At 71.3% G+C, this 15,578-nt stretch carries 12 protein-coding genes; 8 read left to right on the forward strand and 4 right to left on the reverse strand.

All coding sequences use genetic code 11. From position 1 onward, the window contains the following. Positions 1–334: 334 nt before the first annotated feature. The gene (locus LIU39_RS15970) at positions 335–913 is read right to left on the reverse strand and encodes a winged helix-turn-helix domain-containing protein (RefSeq protein WP_227047375.1); all 579 of its coding nucleotides are present in this window, start codon (positions 911–913) and stop codon (positions 335–337) included. A 110-nt stretch (positions 914–1,023) separates the two neighbouring features. On the opposite strand from LIU39_RS15970, the gene def reads away from it, so the two are divergent. Continuing rightward, a complete protein-coding gene (gene def, locus LIU39_RS15975; protein WP_227047376.1) occupies positions 1,024–1,686 on the forward strand; it encodes a peptide deformylase in 663 nt (220 codons plus the stop codon). A 42-nt stretch (positions 1,687–1,728) separates the two neighbouring features. On the opposite strand, the gene LIU39_RS15980 is transcribed toward def, so the two are convergent. Continuing rightward, on the reverse strand, positions 1,729–2,622 hold the full coding sequence (locus LIU39_RS15980; protein ID WP_227047377.1) for a LysR family transcriptional regulator: 894 nt from the start codon (positions 2,620–2,622) through the stop codon (positions 1,729–1,731). 101 nt (positions 2,623–2,723) lie between these two features. Between LIU39_RS15980 and LIU39_RS15985 the strand changes: the two genes are divergently transcribed. Beyond that, complete coding sequence (locus tag LIU39_RS15985) at positions 2,724–3,812, forward strand: alcohol dehydrogenase catalytic domain-containing protein (protein WP_227047378.1); 1,089 nt, start codon at positions 2,724–2,726, stop codon at positions 3,810–3,812. Between the two features lie 238 nt (positions 3,813–4,050). On the opposite strand, the gene LIU39_RS15990 is transcribed toward LIU39_RS15985, so the two are convergent. Both LIU39_RS15990 and LIU39_RS15995 read right to left on the reverse strand, forming a co-directional pair. Further along, a complete protein-coding gene (locus LIU39_RS15990) occupies positions 4,051–4,833 on the reverse strand; it encodes a chitinase (RefSeq protein ID WP_227047379.1) in 783 nt (260 codons plus the stop codon). 846 nt (positions 4,834–5,679) lie between these two features. Then, positions 5,680–6,363 carry an alpha/beta hydrolase gene (locus LIU39_RS15995; RefSeq protein ID WP_227047380.1) on the reverse strand — a complete coding sequence of 228 codons (684 nt, stop codon included), beginning with the start codon at positions 6,361–6,363 and terminating at the stop codon, positions 5,680–5,682. A gap of 669 nt (positions 6,364–7,032) precedes the next feature. Here LIU39_RS15995 and LIU39_RS16000 point away from each other — a divergent pair. From LIU39_RS16000 to LIU39_RS16025, 6 genes are all read left to right on the forward strand, one after another. Then, positions 7,033–8,808 carry an MFS transporter gene (locus LIU39_RS16000; RefSeq protein ID WP_227047381.1) on the forward strand — a complete coding sequence of 592 codons (1,776 nt, stop codon included), beginning with the start codon at positions 7,033–7,035 and terminating at the stop codon, positions 8,806–8,808. Further along, positions 8,808–9,377, forward strand: a complete 570-nt coding sequence (locus LIU39_RS16005) for a MarR family winged helix-turn-helix transcriptional regulator (RefSeq protein WP_227047382.1) — start codon at positions 8,808–8,810, stop codon at positions 9,375–9,377. The genes LIU39_RS16000 and LIU39_RS16005 overlap by 1 nt, the downstream gene beginning before the upstream one ends. A 220-nt stretch (positions 9,378–9,597) precedes the next feature. After that, positions 9,598–10,686: a cation diffusion facilitator family transporter gene (locus LIU39_RS16010; protein ID WP_227047383.1), complete on the forward strand. Its 1,089-nt coding sequence runs from the start codon at positions 9,598–9,600 to the stop codon at positions 10,684–10,686. Between the two features lie 415 nt (positions 10,687–11,101). After that, a complete protein-coding gene (locus tag LIU39_RS16015) occupies positions 11,102–13,594 on the forward strand; it encodes a sensor histidine kinase (protein ID WP_227047384.1) in 2,493 nt (830 codons plus the stop codon). 486 nt (positions 13,595–14,080) lie between these two features. Then, the gene (locus tag LIU39_RS16020; protein ID WP_227047385.1) at positions 14,081–14,929 is read left to right on the forward strand and encodes a GNAT family N-acetyltransferase; all 849 of its coding nucleotides are present in this window, start codon (positions 14,081–14,083) and stop codon (positions 14,927–14,929) included. 73 nt (positions 14,930–15,002) lie between these two features. Then, a complete protein-coding gene (locus LIU39_RS16025; protein ID WP_227047386.1) occupies positions 15,003–15,548 on the forward strand; it encodes a hypothetical protein in 546 nt (181 codons plus the stop codon). Positions 15,549–15,578 lie beyond the last annotated feature (30 nt).

Genomic DNA, 15,578 nt, shown 5'->3' on the forward strand with positions numbered 1-15,578 from the left:
TGGTCTTCTTCGCTACAACCGGTCTTCGTCGAGATCCTGTTGGCGACCCTCTCTCGTCCTTCTCCACCACGGTGTCACCCAAGACGCACTCACCCGCTGGTCCGGCGTCAGCCGTTCCACGATGGCGCATGAACGCCGGCGCAGGCCCGCTCCTCACGCCATGTCCGGGCCGAGGAGCACGGCATTGCGCGTCTGAAGAACTGGCGAGCCCCGGCCCCGACGCGTCACCGCCAACCACGCGCGACGTCGTCAGCGCAGCTCCAGCGGCCCGACCAGGTCGCGCTGCCGCGGCGGGGCCTCATTTCCCGGAGCGGGCAGGACAGCAGACGGCTCCTCAGTTCTGGTCCGCGTCGTCCGCCGGGTGGGGAAGCAGGGGGAACAGCCGGGTGATGAGTGCCACCGGTCGGGCGCCTTCGGGGCGGGCCAGGGGGCGTTGTTCGCGGTCTTGGTAGGGCGCGAGTGCCCGTCGGACCACGTTCGCGACGCGGCTCATCTCTTCGGGCGTCAGGTAGGCGACGGCGCTGAAGGCTTCGTCGTGACGCCATTCCGACGGCGCCTCGTCCCGCTGGGTCAGCCATCGCTGCCAGCTCTCGTCCTCCAGCCCCCGGGCCAGGTCACCGAACTGCTCCTCCGGAGGGCCGTCGGCGGCGGGGGTGTGCTGTGTCAGGCGCCAGGGGCGTGCGCGGCCGCCGCTGTGGGGGGCTTCTTCGATGTGTCCGTGGCGGGCGAGCTGCCGTAGATGGAACGAGCAGAGACCGGAGCTGTAGCCCAGCCGGGAGGCGGCTTCGGTCGCCGTGACGGCGCCGACTTCGGCGAGCAGGTCCAGCAGGGCTGTGCGGACCTCGTGCTCACGCAGTTCTTCGCCGGTGCTGCACGTCTGGTCATGCGGGGTGTCGACATCATCATCAGTCACTTTGCAAAGTCTGCTACTTTGCAAAGCGCTTGGCAAGCAGCCCCACTTGAAGGCATCAGGCTGCGGTGCCGTCCGCGGCATCTGTGGCGTACGCAGAAGGAGAGAAAGCTATGACTGTTCGTCACGAGCGGTCCCGTCCCGTCGACCGGCGGGTCCGCGTGCAAGGCCGCCCCGTTGACTCTTGTCCGGCTCTGCCGCCGGAGGCGGAACGGGGTTCGGTGCGCCGGGTCACGGTGGTGGGCGAGGAAATCCTCAGCCGTCCGTGCCAGGAAGTGACCGGGTTCGGCTCCCCCGAGTTGTCGAGCCTGATCGACGACATGTTCCTGACGATGTATGTGGCCGACGGCGCCGGCCTGGCCGCCAACCAAGTGGGCGTCGGCCTGCGGCTGTTCGTCTACGACTGCCCTGACGACTACGGGATCCGGCATATCGGCCACCTCATCAACCCGGTCCTGGATCTTCCCGGTCCAGGTGACCGCCGGCTCGTCGACGACTACGAGGGCTGCCTGTCCGTGCCCGGCGCCGGCATGACGGTCCCCCGCACCGATCGTGCCGTCGCCCGCGGATTCGACAAGGAGGGTGCCCCTCTCCTCATCGAGGGGACCGGGTACTTCGCCCGGTGTCTGCAGCACGAGACCGACCACCTCTTGGGGCACACGTATCTCGACCGGCTCTCCCAACGGGACCGCAAAGACGCGCTGAGGCAGATGGCAGACCGCCGTGAGGAGGTCTTCGCCCAGCGCGCGGTCAAGGCCGCCACCCTGAATCAGTGAGCGTTCGGGAGGCCGGGGGCGGCCTTGATGGCGCGCGCCGCGTCAGACGGCCGCGGTGATCGCGCGGGTGACGGCCGAGATTCCCGGGGTCGGCCGGCCGGGAAGCCGTGCCACGTGGACCCGGCGGATCTCCTGGGGCGCGCCCTCGACGCGCAGCAGGCTCACCCCGGGCGGCAGCAGCGCCGACATGGGGGACGGCACTGTCGTCACGCCGAATCCGCCGGCGACCAGTTGCAGCTTCGTCAGCCACTCGCGTGCGGAGTGGACGATGCGCGGCCGGCCGGGCAGGCCCGGCCAGACGCCGAGCAGCGGCTCGGAGTTCGACGACGGGGTGGCGATCCACGCGGCGTCAACCAGTTCGTCGACGTGTACCGCGGTGCGGCCGGCGAACACCCCGGTCGCCGACGCCGCCACGACCAGTTCGGTGTCCTCGACGGTCTCCATGTGCAGGCGCGGAGACTCGCCGTCCGAGGGCCGGTGGGGCGGGCGGGACGTCAGCACGGCGAGGTCGATCGAACCCGCGCGCAGTGCCCGGATGAGGCGGGGCGTGGTGCCCTCGGTCGTCGTGACCGTGACCTGCGGGTCGGCGGCCGCGAGCCGGGTGAGCGCGGCGGGCAGGATCGCGGCGCCGGCGCTCAGGAACGCCCCGAGGCGGACCAGTTCGGTCTGCGGGAGGGCGCCGGTGAGGTCGCGCTCGGCCGCCGCGAAGGAATCCAGGATCGTACGGGCGTGCCGCAGCAGGGTCAGGCCCGCGGGGGTGAGCCGCACTCCGTCGGGGCGGCGCTCGAACAGGGCGGCGCCCGCGCTCCGTTCAAGGGACGCGGCCTGGCGCGAGACCGCCGACTGCGTGTAGCCGAGATGGGAGGCCGCGGCGGTGAAGCTGCCCGATTCGGCGATCTGTCGCAGGACGCGCAGTCCCGCACTGGAGAGGTCCATGCGTCCTACGCATACCAGAGATGCCGGATCGTCGCTTCCCGCATGACCGTGGTGTTCCTAGCATCGATCCGAAGAACACGGACGAACACGGAGGTCATCACATGCGAGCAGCAGTTCTGACGGAGTTCGGCGCCCCGCTCACGGTGCGGGAGATGCCCGATCCGGAGGCCGGAGGCGGCGAGGTGGCGGTCGAAGTGCTCGCCGCGTGCGTACTGCCGTACGCGGCCGAGGTCTTCGGCGGCGAGCGGAACTATCCCCTCGTTCCTCCCGTCGTGCCCGGTCTCGGCGGCGTGGGGCGGGTCGTCCGCGTCGGCCCGGACGCCACCCGGCTGCGGGTCGGCGACCTGGTGTGGTGCGACCCGACGGTGCGCTCCCGCGACGACGCGCTGACCCCCGACATCTCGCTGCAGGGCTGGAGCTCGCGCGGCGCCGGCGGCGCGAGGCTCGCCCAGTACCTGCACGACGGATCGTTCGCCGAGCTGATGCGCATCCCGACGGAGAGCGCCTTCCCCCTGCCCGCCGCGGCGGGGGACGACCCGGCGCGCTGGGCCTCGCTCGGCGTGCACGCCGTCCCCTACGGCGGGCTGCTGGCGGGCGGGTTCGCGGCCGGGGAGACGCTGCTCGTCAGCGGGGCCACCGGCAATTTCGGCAGCAGCGCGGTCGCCGTGGCGCTCGCGATGGGGGCGGGCCGGGTGGTCGCCCCGGGCCGGAACCGGGACGTGCTCGACCTGCTCGCCGTCCGGTTCGGTCCGCGCGTGTGCCCGGTCGTCCTGACCGGGGACGAGGCCACCGACCGTGCGGCCATGTCCGCCGCGGCCGACGGCCCCATCGACATGGTGATCGACCTGCTCCCGCCCGCCGCACCCAGCTCAGTGGCGCGCGCGGCGGCCATGACCGTGCGCGAGTACGGCCGCGTCGTCCTCATGGGCGGCATCGGCATGCTCGGGGGCGACGACCTCGCGCTCCCGTACCCGTGGATCATGCGCAACTCGGTGACCGTGCGCGGGCAGTGGATGTGCCCGCGCTCGGCGAACGTCGGTCTGATCCGGCTCATCGCGTCACGTGCGCTCGATCTCGGCATCGAACGGGTCCGGACCTTCCGTCTCGACGCCGTCAACGACGCCGTCGAGTACGCGGCAGCGCACGGCGGGCCGTTCGACCGCACCGTTCTCACCCCTGCCGCCGGCTGACGCGCGGACGTCGGCCCGCGGGCACGGCCGGTCCTTTCGGCCGCTCAGCCCTCCGCTCACCCCGGTCTTCCCGCCGGGTCAGAGGCCGAGCGGCCACCAGCGGATGCGATCAGGGCCGCGGTCCCTGCCGGTCCGCTGGAGCGACAAGCCTGCTCCGGGGCGTAGTCGACCGCCTCACCCAGGGGCGGGGCCTCGGGCGGTCGGCCGGCTCACCACTCCAGCGGTACCCTTCGCCGCCTCAGCAGCTGAGGTTGTCGCCAGGGACGGTGCCGAGCAGTTGCACAAAGCTCTGGTAGCTGTTGATCCGGCTCTGCACCTGTCCGGGGTTGCCGCCGTTGCACTCGATGGTTCCGTTGATGCTGCGGATCGTCTCGCCGAAGCCGGCGCCGTTGACCATCGCGTTGTGCGGCGTCATGGTGCCGGGGCCGGTCTGCGTGTTCCAGTACCACAGGGCGGTTTTCCAGGCCACGGCCGAATCCTGCTCCACCAGCGCGGGGTTGTTCAGCAGGTCGATGCCGAGCGCGTCACCCGCCGCCTTGTAGTTGAAGTTCCAGCTCAGCTGGATCGGGCCGCGGCCGTAGTAGGCGGCCTGGCCCGCGGGGCAGCCGTACGGTTGGGTGGCGTCGCAGTAGTGCGGATAGTTGCCGGTGTTCTGCTCGACGACGTAGACGAGACCGCCCGTCTCATGGCTGACGTTCGCGAGGAAGGCCGCAGCTTCCTGACGCCTGACGGTGTCGCTTCCGGTGTTGGCGAACTCCGGGTAGGCGCTGAGCGCGGCGGTCAGGCCCTGGTAGGTGTAGAACGCGTTCCGGTTCGGGAACATCTGGTTGAACTGCGCTTCGCTGACGACGAAGCCCTCGGCCTTGGTCCTGGCGCCGGCACTCTCACAGACGTGGCCGACCTGGGCACTCGTGGATGCGGCGCAGCCGGCCGCGGCCCCCGCGGGCGCGGCAGGCACCAGAACGGCCACGCCAACGGCCAGGGTCACGGCGCTCAGGAGGGTGGCGATACGTGATCTCATCGAGGAACTCCTTCGTGCGGCCGCCCGCCGCCGGCTCCGGAGCCGGACCTCACACGCCGGGCGCTGGAACACCGGGCAGGAAGCAGCCGCTGTGGGGGAATTGCCTTACGGAGCAGATCTGTTGGGCGGCACCGCGGACACGACCGGACGGATGCCGCGGCACACGGAAAGGACCGCGAACCGAGATGCGGTCTAGACCAACGCCAGGCTAGAGGCGCCGCGACGAGCACGTCCATACCGCGTCACCAGGAAGCGAAATCCTGTCCGTGTCCCTGTGTGCGAGATACCCACGTTCGCGTGAGCCGCGGTGAGTTGCCATGATCTGCCCGCACTTCGCTTGCCCTGGGCACCGGCAGCCTGGAGAGGGAGCACCGGTGTCGCCTGCCGGGCCCCGAAACCCCCTCGGGCCCCCACAGGAAGATCACGTTCGCGAACCATCCAGGGTGAACGACTCGTCCCCGACTGGCCTCGGAGCGCAGGGCCTCGATCCGTTACGGGCGCAGCATCCGCTCCCGGACCGAGACTCCCGGACGACGCGCCGGCGTGGGTGCCGACCCCTCGCTACCGTCCGGTGCCAGAACCCTGGCCCGACGAGACGAGTCCTGCCTGTTCTCTCTCTCGCTGCCGCCGTGGTGCTCACGGGTGCGGCGGGACGGATGGCGGCGGTCGTCGTGACCGCGAGGCGACTTCAACGGGCCCTCCGACCCGCGCCGCGACTCCACAGCCCGCCTCCAGGGAACTGGCCGATGGCCACCGCAAGGCCGGAGGCGACACTGATGTCTACGGCATCCGGAGCACGGAGAACCGCGAGGGTGCCCTCGTGCTGACCCGCATCCCCGGCTCGGCTCAGCCTTCCGATGTGGCATCGGCCGGGGAACGTGGCCGCAGCAGTGTGCTGATGATGTCCCTGCGGGCCTGCGGCCGGTCGGCCAGCCAGGTTCCGAGCTGGTGGTCGGCCCCGACGAGCGTGAGGGCGGTGAAGTCCGCGCGGGTGGCCAGTGCGGTGTGAAGAAGCTCGGTCACAGCGTCAGGAATGACCGTGTCCTGTTCCGGTACGACCAGGAGCGCGCGGCCGGTGAATCGCGCGTAGGTGTCCAGGGCCCGGCTGTCACGCCAGCTCTCCGGACGCCGGATCAACTCGGTGAATCCAGCGCCGAAGGGAACGTCCCAGGCGTCCCTCCCGTAGATTCCCGGCGCGCAGAGAACGATGGCCGCCACACGCTCGCCGTAGACGTCCAGCAGATCGGCGACGGTCTGGCCACTCATGCTGAACCCGACCAGCATCAGGGGGCGTTCAGCGCCGAAGGCTGCGTCGATGACGGCTGCGGCTTGGTCGCGCCGCCGTCTGAGGCTGAGGGCGGGCAGCTCGCCGGTGCTCTCCCCGTGGCCCGAGAAGTCCAGCGCGACGGCAGGATGCCCGTGCGCGGCGAAGTCCTCGGCGAACGGCAGATTCCGCGCTTTGTCACCGGTACCGGCGCCATGCATGAGGACTACGCCGCAGGCCCCGACGCTCTCGTTCTGCGGCGTCACGGTAGAGAGGCTGATGTGTTCACCGTCAGCGGCGTGAACAGCCTTACGTATGGCGGCTCCCATTGCCTCTCCCGAGAATGTCCCGTACGTAGCGGTGCGGCAGAAATGCCGTCGACCTCGCCCGCCACGATGACATACGACGCAGGAGTCTGACGCCGCGTTGTTCATGGCTGAGGAGAGGGCAACTCCACGATCTCCGTGGATCATTCGGGAATCCTCAAGGCAGGAATCAGCACGCCTGCTGATCGGCGGTTTCGCCCCACAGGTGGATCGGAGGTGGAGATCGCCGTGGTGGAGGACGCGCTCGGCTCGCCGGTACCTGCTTTTCGCTGAAGGCGCTGGGACAGTGTCTGCGGGGGGGCAGCATGTGACGAGCGTGGTGTTCTTGCGGGATGGCTGGACGCTCACGGGCCGCGGCGGTGTGAGCGTGGTCCACCGAGCACCCGCAGCCTGCCGGCCTGAGCGTTTCACGGCCGGACGGAGCCCTGGCCGACGTCGGCGGCAAGGGCTAAATTGGTTGATGTCAAGCAAGTGAAATCCCGGTGGGAGTGATGTCCCGTGGGAAAGTCCGCTGCTGGTCCGGCGCCCCTGTCCGGCCCGCTCCGCGCCCGGAGCCGCACCCCGGGCCCGCGCCACAAATGGGTCGCTCTCTCGAACACGACCCTCGGCGTGCTGATCGCCTCGATCAACATGTCGATCATGCTCATCGCGCTGCCCGACATCTTCCGCGGCATCGGCGTCGACCCGCTGCAGCCCGGCAACACCGGCCTGCTGCTGTGGCTGATCATGAGCTATCTCGTCGTCACCGCCGTCCTCGTGGTCAGCTTCGGCCGGCTCGGCGACATGTACGGCCGTACCCGCATGTACAACCTCGGCTTCGCCGTCTTCACGGTGTTCTCGGTGCTGCTGTCCGTCACGTGGATGCACGGCACGGCCGGCGCCCTGTGGCTGATCGGCATGAGGGTCCTCCAGGGCGTCGGCGGCGCACTGCTGATGGCGAACTCCAGCGCGATCCTCACCGACGCCTTCCCCGCCCGGCAGCGCGGCCTCGCCCTGGGACTCAACCAGGTCGCCGGGATCGCGGGCTCCTTCGTCGGTCTGGTACTCGGCGGCCTGCTCGGCCCCGTCAACTGGCGCCTGGTCTTCCTCGTCTCGGTGCCGTTCGGCGTGTTCGGCACGGTCTGGGCCTACCTGAAGCTGCACGACACCGGAATCCGCACCCCCGCCCGGCCCGACTGGTGGGGCAACGTCACCTTCGGTGCCGGCCTCATCGCCGTCCTGGCCGGTATCACCTACGGCATCCAGCCCTACGACGGGCACACCATGGGCTGGTCCAATCCCGCGGTGATCGCCGCGCTCGTGGGCGGGGTGCTGCTGCTGGGCGTCTTCTGCGTCGTCGAGTCGAAGGTCACCGAGCCCATGTTCCATCTGAGGCTCTTCCGCATCCGGGCGTTCACCGCGGGCAACCTCGCCAGCCTGCTCGCCTCACTCGGCCGCGGCGGCCTGATGTTCATCCTGATCATCTGGCTTCAGGGCATCTGGCTGCCCCGGCACGGCTACAGCTTCACCCAGACCCCGCTGTGGGCGGGCATCTACATGCTTCCGCTGACCCTCGGCTTCCTCGTGGCGGGGCCGGTCTCGGGCTGGGCTTCGGACCGGTTCGGCGCCCGTACCTTCGCCACCGGAGGCATGCTGCTCGCCGCCGGTACGTTCGTGGCCCTGGAGACGCTGCCGGTCGACTTCGGGTACCGCAGCTTCGCCGTGATCCTGCTGCTCAACGGTGTCGGCATGGGCCTGTTCGCGGCGCCGAACAGGGCCGCCGTCATGAACAGCCTGCCGCCCGACCAGCGCGGCGTCGGCGCCGGCATCAGCACCACCTTCCAGAACTCCGCCATGGTGCTGTCCATCGGCATCTTCTTCTCCCTGATGATCACCGGGCTGGCCGGTTCCCTGCCGCACGCCCTGACCACCGGCCTGACCGCCCAGGGCGTCCCGCCCGCCGACGCCGCCAAGGTCGCCGCCCTGCCGCCGGTCGGCGTGCTGTTCGCCTCGCTCCTTGGCTACAACCCGATCCGTACGCTGCTCGGCCCGCAGGTGCTCGACGGCCTGCCGCACGGCCACGCCGCGTATCTGACCGGCCGGGAATTCTTCCCCCAGCTGATCTCCGGCCCGTTCGCCCAGGGACTGGCCGTCGCCTTCAACTTCGCCATCGCCGCCTGCCTGATCGCCGCCGTCGCCTCCCTGCTGCGCGGCGGCCGCTACATCCATGACGACACGGCCGCCGGCACCCCGGCACCCAAAGCCCCCGCCGTACGGGCCGCCGGCTCCTCGGCTGCCCGCCGCCCCACCGGCCCCCCCCCCGCACCCGCAGCCGCGCCGTCCCCCTGCCCGGCCCCCGGCCCCGAGGACCGTGCGGCCCCGCCGCCACACTCCGGGAGTGGCTGATGGACACCGTCGACCGGCAGGGCCCCGGCGCAACGCCGCGCGGAACGGAACCGGCGCCCGTACCTCCCCAGGCCCCGGCTGAACCGGCCGAGGCGGCAGGACGGCTGCGCGCCGCCGTCCTGCGCCTGCTCCCCGCCCTCCGCGGCCACAGCGCACACCGCGACCTGACCCCCAGCAGACTGGCCGCCCTCGCCGTGCTCGACACCCACGCACCGCTGCGGATCAGCGAACTCGCGGCACGGATGGACATCGCGCTGTCCACCACCTCCCGCATGGCCGACCTGCTCGACGCCTGCGGCTGGATCGCCCGCCGCCCCGACCCCGAGGACCAGCGCGCCAGCCTGCTCAGCCTCAGCCCCGCAGGCCAGACCCTGCTGCACTCCGTACGCTGCGAAACCACCAGCCGTCTCGCCCAGGAGATCGCCCGCCTGACTCCCGACCGGCAGCGCCTGCTGTACGACGCGCTCCCGGCGTTGGAAGACCTCACGGAACGGATGCCGTCGGCCCAGCAGCCCCGCACCCGCAGAACGGATCCGGGCGGGCGGCAGGACTTCCCGGAGACCTCCTAGCCGGGTCGCCTCGTCGACGTCGCGTCGCACCGCGCGGCGGGTGGGGCGCAGTGCGGCGCGGCCGGGCGGGCATGAGAATGATCTGCTCGTGCCGGATGGCGACGTGACCCGGTGCGGCGGACCAGCTGCTCAGCGAGGGCATCTGCAAAGGCATCGCACCTGGTCACAGGTCGTATATCGGCAGTAGCTGCGATCGAGTTCGTGTGCCACGGTGAGCGGTATGGAGGGGAATCAGCGCAGCCACGCACACGAACGACGCCACCACCATCACGGGCCCGGTCGCACCGGAGGTGTGGGTCGGAACGGCGGTTCACGGACGGCCGGGGTACGGCACCGGCTCGCCCATTTCGTCAGGCCGCACCGTCACGAGGCCGGCGAAAAGGTCGATGCGGCGATGGAGACGTCCCGTGAGGGGGTGCGGACGCTGTGGATCTCCTTGGCCGTCCTCGGCGCGACCACCGCCGTCCAGGCCGTGATCGTCGCCCTGTCCGGATCGGTGGCGCTCCTCGGCGACACCATCCACAACGCCGCCGACGCACTGACCGCCCTCCCGCTCGGCGTCGCCTTCGTCCTCGGGCGCAGGGCGGCGGACCGCCGCTACACCTACGGCTACGGCCGCGCCGAGGACCTGGCCGGCATTCTCATCGTGACGACCATCGCCGCCTCCGCCGCCCTGGCCGCCTGGGTAGCCGTCGACCGGCTGGTCAACCCCCGCGACATCACCCACCTGTGGGCGGTGGCCGCGGCCGCGCTGGCCGGGTTCGCCGGCAACGAGTGGGTGGCCCGCTTCCGCATCCGCACCGGCCGGAAGATCGGTTCCGCGGCGCTGGTCGCCGACGGCCTGCACGCCCGCACCGACGGCTTCACCTCCCTCGCCGTCCTCCTGGGAGCCGGTGGCGCCGCCCTGGGCTGGCGGGTGGCCGATCCGGTCGTCGGCCTGCTCATCACCGCTGCCATCCTGCTGGTGCTCAAGGACGCTGCCCGCGAGGTCTACCGGCGCCTGATGGACGCCGTCGACCCTGGCCTGGTCGACGATGCGGAGCGCGCGCTGCGTGGGGTGCCGGGTGTGCTGGGCATCGGGCAGGTGAGGATGCGGTGGATCGGTCACGCGCTGCGCGCCGAGGCCGACATCGTGGTCGCCCCGCACCTGACCGTTGTCCAGGCCCACGAGGTGGCCGTTGCCGCCGAGCATGCCCTGCTCCACGCGGTCCCGAGGCTGACCGCGGCAACCCTCCACACCGACCACACCCCCACCGGTACGAGCGACCCGCACGCGGCCCTGTCCCACCACGGGGAGCGGTCCCGGTAGCGGGCCGGGCGTAGTCATCGGACGGTGCCGAACCTGGCGGCCGGGCCGCAGTTGATGCCGCGGAGGCCACCCGTCGGCACTGCGCGGTGCGGAGGCTCGCTCGCGCATCCGCCGTGCGCAACGGCAGTTCCTCGCGGCGGGCGCCGAGGCTTCGCGAGTGCCGGGACGACGGCGGGGAATCGTCGCCGGCTCGCGTTCGGCGGGGCGGGCCGGATCAGGAAAGCGTCAACATCGTTGGGTTCCGCCACGGGCTTGCCGGGCCGATGGGGACCATGGCACACATCCCGTGCCGCTCGGCCACCCGAGGTCCCCCTCGCAGAAGCAGGCGATGTGGGGCTGTGCAGAACCGGGCAGGGAGGGGCTTTCGGTGGCGCCGAGGGTTGTCGCAGCCGGTACGCCAGGCGTACGGCCAGGAATGCTCAAGGTGTTTCTCGGGGCGGCGCCCGGGGTCGGCAAGACCTACCGGATGCTGGACGAGGGGCGTCGCCGTGCTCGACGCGGCACCGATGTGGTGGTGGCGTACGCCGAGTGCCACGCCCGGCCGCACACCGAGGAGATGCTCGAAGGACTGGAGCTCATCCCCCGGGCCCAGCGCGCCTACCGGGGCGGCACGTTCAGCGAGCTGGATCTCGACGCTGTCCTCGCTCGGCGGCCCGAGGTCGCGCTCGTCGACGAGTTGCCGCACACCAATGTTCCCGGCGGGCGTCATGCCAAGCGGTGGGAGGACATCGACGAACTGCTCGCCGCGGGGATCGATGTCGTCACCACCGTCAACGTCCAGCATCTGGAGTCGCTCAACGACGTCGTGGAGAAGATCACGGGCGTCCCGCAGCGGGAGACCGTCCCCGACGACATCGTCCGTCGCGCCCACCAGATCGAGCTGGTCGACATGCCCGCCGAGGCGCTGCGCCGGCGGATGGCGCACGGCAACGTCTACCGGCCCGAAAAGGTCGACGCCGCGCTCTCGCACTACTTCCGCGTCGGCAATCTGACGGCGCTGCGGGAGCTCGCGCTGCTGTGGGTCGCCGGGCGGGTGGACGAAACTCTGCAGAAGTACCGGTCCGAGCACGGCATCGGCACGGTCTGGGAGACCCGCGAACGCGTCGTGGTGGCGCTCACCGGCGGGCCGGAGGGCGAGACGCTGATCCGCCGGGCCGAACGGATCGCGGACCGCTCGTCCGGCGGCGACCTGCTGGCCGTGCACATCGCCCGCAGTGACGGTCTCGCGGACGCCTCCCCCGCCGCCCTCGCGAAGCAGCGCGCCCTCGTCGAGAGCCTCGGCGGCAGCTACCACTCGGTCGTCGGCGATCATGTGCCGTCCGCGCTGCTGGAGTTCGCGCGAGCCGAGAACGCCACCCAGCTCGTCCTGGGGACGAGCCGCCGCAGCTGGCTGTCCCGCCTGCTGGCGCCGCGCGGTATCGGCGAGGACACGGTCGAGCTCTCCGGCGATATCGACGTCCACATGGTCACGCACGGACGAGCCGGGCGCGGGCGCCGGTTGCCCGTACCCGGCCGTCAACTGCCGCGGGCGCGCCGCGTCGCGGGGCCGATGGCCGGTCTCGCCCTCCCGCTCCTGCTGACCGCCGCCCTCGCCAACAACCGCGGCACGCTCAACCTGACCAGCGAGGCCCTGCTCCTCCTCGTCACCGTCATCGGCGTGGCCTGTCTCGGCGGTGTGGTCTCCGCGCTGCTCGCCTCGCTCACCGCGTCGCTGCTGCTGAACTACTACTTCATCCCGCCGAGCGGCCGGTTCACCATCACCGAGCCCAACAACGCCCTCGCCCTTGCCGTCTTCGTGGCCGTCGCCGTCACCGTCGCGGCGATCGTCGACCGCTCCCTGCGTCTTTCGCGGCGCGCGGCGAGGGCCACCGCGGAGGCCGAGGCCCTCTCCTCCATGGCAGGCAGCATTCTGCGCGGGGACCAAGCGGTGTCGATACTGCTGGAGCGCACCCGCGAGACCTTCGGCATGGAGTCGGCCGAACTCGTCCCGCGTTCGGGCCAGGAGGCCGAAGGGGTTGACGGTGGTGACGGGCTCGTGAAGGTGCCGGCCGGGCCGGACCGGGTGCTCGTCCTGCGAGGGCGCAGCCTGCCCGCATCCGAGCACCGGGTGCTGACCGCCTTCGCCGCCCACTTCGCCGCTGCACTGGACCACGCCCGTCTCACCGAGGCCGCCGCCGAGGTCGAACCGGTGAAGGCGGCGGACCGGATGCGTACGGCGCTGCTCGCCGCGGTCAGCCACGACCTGCGGACGCCCCTGGCCGGTGGCCGCGCCGCCATCAGTTCGCTGCGCAGCACGGACGTGGACTTCTCCGCGGAGGAGCGGGACGAGCTGCTGGCGACGGCCGACGAGTCGCTCGCCAAGCTCAACCGCCTGGTGGACAACCTTCTCGACATGAGCAGACTCCGGGCCGGCGCCCTGACGTTGCACCTGAGGCCCACCGCCTTCGCGGATGTCCTGCCCCTCGCGCTGGACACCTTGCCCGCCGCATCGGTGCCGATCGAATCCCAGGGGCTGGCCGAGATCTGCGACGTCCTCGCGGATCCGCCGCTGCTGGAGCGCATCATCGCCAACCTCGTGATCAACGCCGTGCGGCACTCGCCCGCGCAGCAACGGGTGCTGATCAGTGCCAGCGCCCTCGGCTCCCGCGTCGAACTGAGGGTCATCGACCGGGGGCCGGGCCTGCGTCCGGAGGACCGGGACCGGATCTTCGTGCCGTTCCAGCGCAGGGGCGACCACGACAACACCACCGGCCTCGGGCTCGGGCTCGCGCTCTCCCGCGGCCTGGCCGAGGCGATGGACGGCACGCTCACCCCCGAGGACACCCCGGGAGGCGGGCTCACCATGGTCCTCTCGTTGCGAGCCGCCACGGACGTGCCCGCCGAGGTCACGGAGCACCACGCAGACTGATGCGGGCACCGGCGCACCAGGGGGACGAGCGGAGAAGGCGTCGAGAACCGCGGTTCATCAGGGGGTCGTCAAGGGGCGCGTGGAGCTCTTGAAGCCGTGCGCGGCACGGCATTTGATAGGCGACGTGAACAACGCCCGGTTTCTTCTCGATCGTCCGCCGTCACGGCGATACCGCATCAGGTCAGGGCCGACAACTCCGTGCCGTACGCCACACCGCCCGGAGACGCCCGCCTCCCGGAATGGCTCACGTCCGCTTCCGACCTTTCCTCTCGAATCGCCCTGATCACCGGCGCCACCTCCCGGCATCGACTTCAAGACCGCCCGGCAGCTCGTCAAGCGCAGCGCCACCCGCCCTGCTGGACTGCCGCCTTCCTGGCAGCGCTGAACCGCCGAACGGGGCGGACCCGGCCCCGTTCCAGGCCGCGTCCGCCCCCCGATCCCGCCCCCCGAACCCACTCTCCCCGAACCCACCCGAGGAACACCCGCATGATCGAACTCAGCCCATCCCAACTCCCTTCCCTCTCCCCCTGGTTCGCCGCCGGATCTCCCGGGGTGGCGGCGCTGACCGAACATGTGCTGACGTCCGGAGTGGGCCATTGGTGGGCCGACCGCGCCATCGAGCCACGTGTCATGGCCGTCGCGTGCGCCGGCCACGTACTGCTCCACGGCGACCCGGGCGCCCTGGCCCCGGACGCCCTTGCCGCCTTCGCCGCGCACTATGTGCGCACCCCCGCCCGCTTCCTGCCGGTCCTGGGCGATGCCTTCGACCTCATCGTGCCGTGGGAGCGGATGCTGTACGTGCACCAGGTCCCCGTCCCTGCGCCGCGCATGCCCCACGGCGTGACGGTGCGCCGGCTGACGGCGGACGACGCTCCGGCGCTCGCCGGTCTGCCCCCGGACACGTCCTGGATTCACGCCAGTTGGGGCGGACCGGCCGGACTCGCCGCGTCCGGGCACGGCTGGGCGGCCGTCCACAAGGACCGCATTCTCGCCGTGGCCTGTACGTACTTCCGCGGGAGCAGGTATGAGGACATAGCCTGCGTCACCGTCCGCGAACACCGCCGTCAGCGCCTGGCCCTGGCCTGCGTCACGGCCCTGTGCGCGGATGTCGCGGCCCGCGGCCGCACCCCGAGCTGGACCTGCTCCCGCGACAACCGCCCCAGCCGGCTCCTCGCCTGGACCGCCGGCTTCCGCCTGGAGCGCGAGTACCTTCACTACTTCACCGGACGGCCGGCCCACCAGGCATCCGGCCCTTCAGAACCCGAACGCGATCACTGCCCCCGCGTCCACGTCGCCTCAACACCCCCAGGCCCCTCAGTATCAACAACGCGATAAAGACGGGCCCCGCCGCATCAAGAGGGTGCCAGCGGACCCGGCGCCCACGCCCGCCCTGCCTAGGGTCGGCGGTATGGAACGGCGAACCGCTCCCGTCGCGCCGGCGCTCGCCGCACGGCGGACCACAGCCGTCGACCGCCACTGGCGTGCGGATGCCCGGCACGCCCTTCAGTATTCCCTGGCGTTCGTCGGCCCGCTGATGCTGCTCGACTGGGGCGCGGGCGGCCTCACACTGCCGCGCGCCGGACTCTGGGCCGCACTCGGGATCTTGGTCCTCGCGGTCTTCCTGCCGTCGCGGGTGACCGCGGGCGACGGGTGGCTGGCGGTACGGGGACTCGTACGCGAACGTCGGGTGCGTACCGACGCGCTGGTCGTGGTGCGGTGCTGCGGCAGGACCGCTGTGCACCTCGTCCTGCGAGATACGGACGGACAGTGGCTGGAAGTGGATCTGCGTGTCCTGGACGCCAATCCGCTGATCTGGCACCTGCTCGACGCGGGCGCCCGCCGCTCCGCCGAGCGCGGCACGCTGTGCCATGGAGCGGACGTGCTACGGAAGCTGGCGGACCGGATCGACGGGCGGGAGGCACACGCCGTCCTCAAGGCTTCCGGGCTGCGGTGAGCACAGCGGCGGGTTCACCGATCGCGCGGC

It is taken from the genome of Streptomyces pinistramenti (genome assembly GCF_020564935.1).
Lineage (GTDB): Bacteria > Actinomycetota > Actinomycetes > Streptomycetales > Streptomycetaceae > Streptomyces > Streptomyces pinistramenti.

What these genes read in the sequence shown, in the direction of transcription:
- def (WP_227047376.1), top strand. Translation starts at nt 1,024, where the DNA reads ATGACTGTTCGTCACGAGCGGTCCCGTCCCGTCGACCGGCGGGTCCGC.
- LIU39_RS15980 (WP_227047377.1), bottom strand. Translation starts at nt 2,622, where the DNA reads ATGGACCTCTCCAGTGCGGGACTGCGCGTCCTGCGACAGATCGCCGAA.
- LIU39_RS15985 (WP_227047378.1), top strand. Translation starts at nt 2,724, where the DNA reads ATGCGAGCAGCAGTTCTGACGGAGTTCGGCGCCCCGCTCACGGTGCGG.
- LIU39_RS15990 (WP_227047379.1), bottom strand. Translation starts at nt 4,833, where the DNA reads ATGAGATCACGTATCGCCACCCTCCTGAGCGCCGTGACCCTGGCCGTT.
- LIU39_RS16005 (WP_227047382.1), top strand. Translation starts at nt 8,808, where the DNA reads ATGGACACCGTCGACCGGCAGGGCCCCGGCGCAACGCCGCGCGGAACG.
- LIU39_RS16010 (WP_227047383.1), top strand. Translation starts at nt 9,598, where the DNA reads ATGGAGGGGAATCAGCGCAGCCACGCACACGAACGACGCCACCACCAT.
- LIU39_RS16015 (WP_227047384.1), top strand. Translation starts at nt 11,102, where the DNA reads ATGCTCAAGGTGTTTCTCGGGGCGGCGCCCGGGGTCGGCAAGACCTAC.
- LIU39_RS16020 (WP_227047385.1), top strand. Translation starts at nt 14,081, where the DNA reads ATGATCGAACTCAGCCCATCCCAACTCCCTTCCCTCTCCCCCTGGTTC.
- LIU39_RS16025 (WP_227047386.1), top strand. Translation starts at nt 15,003, where the DNA reads ATGGAACGGCGAACCGCTCCCGTCGCGCCGGCGCTCGCCGCACGGCGG.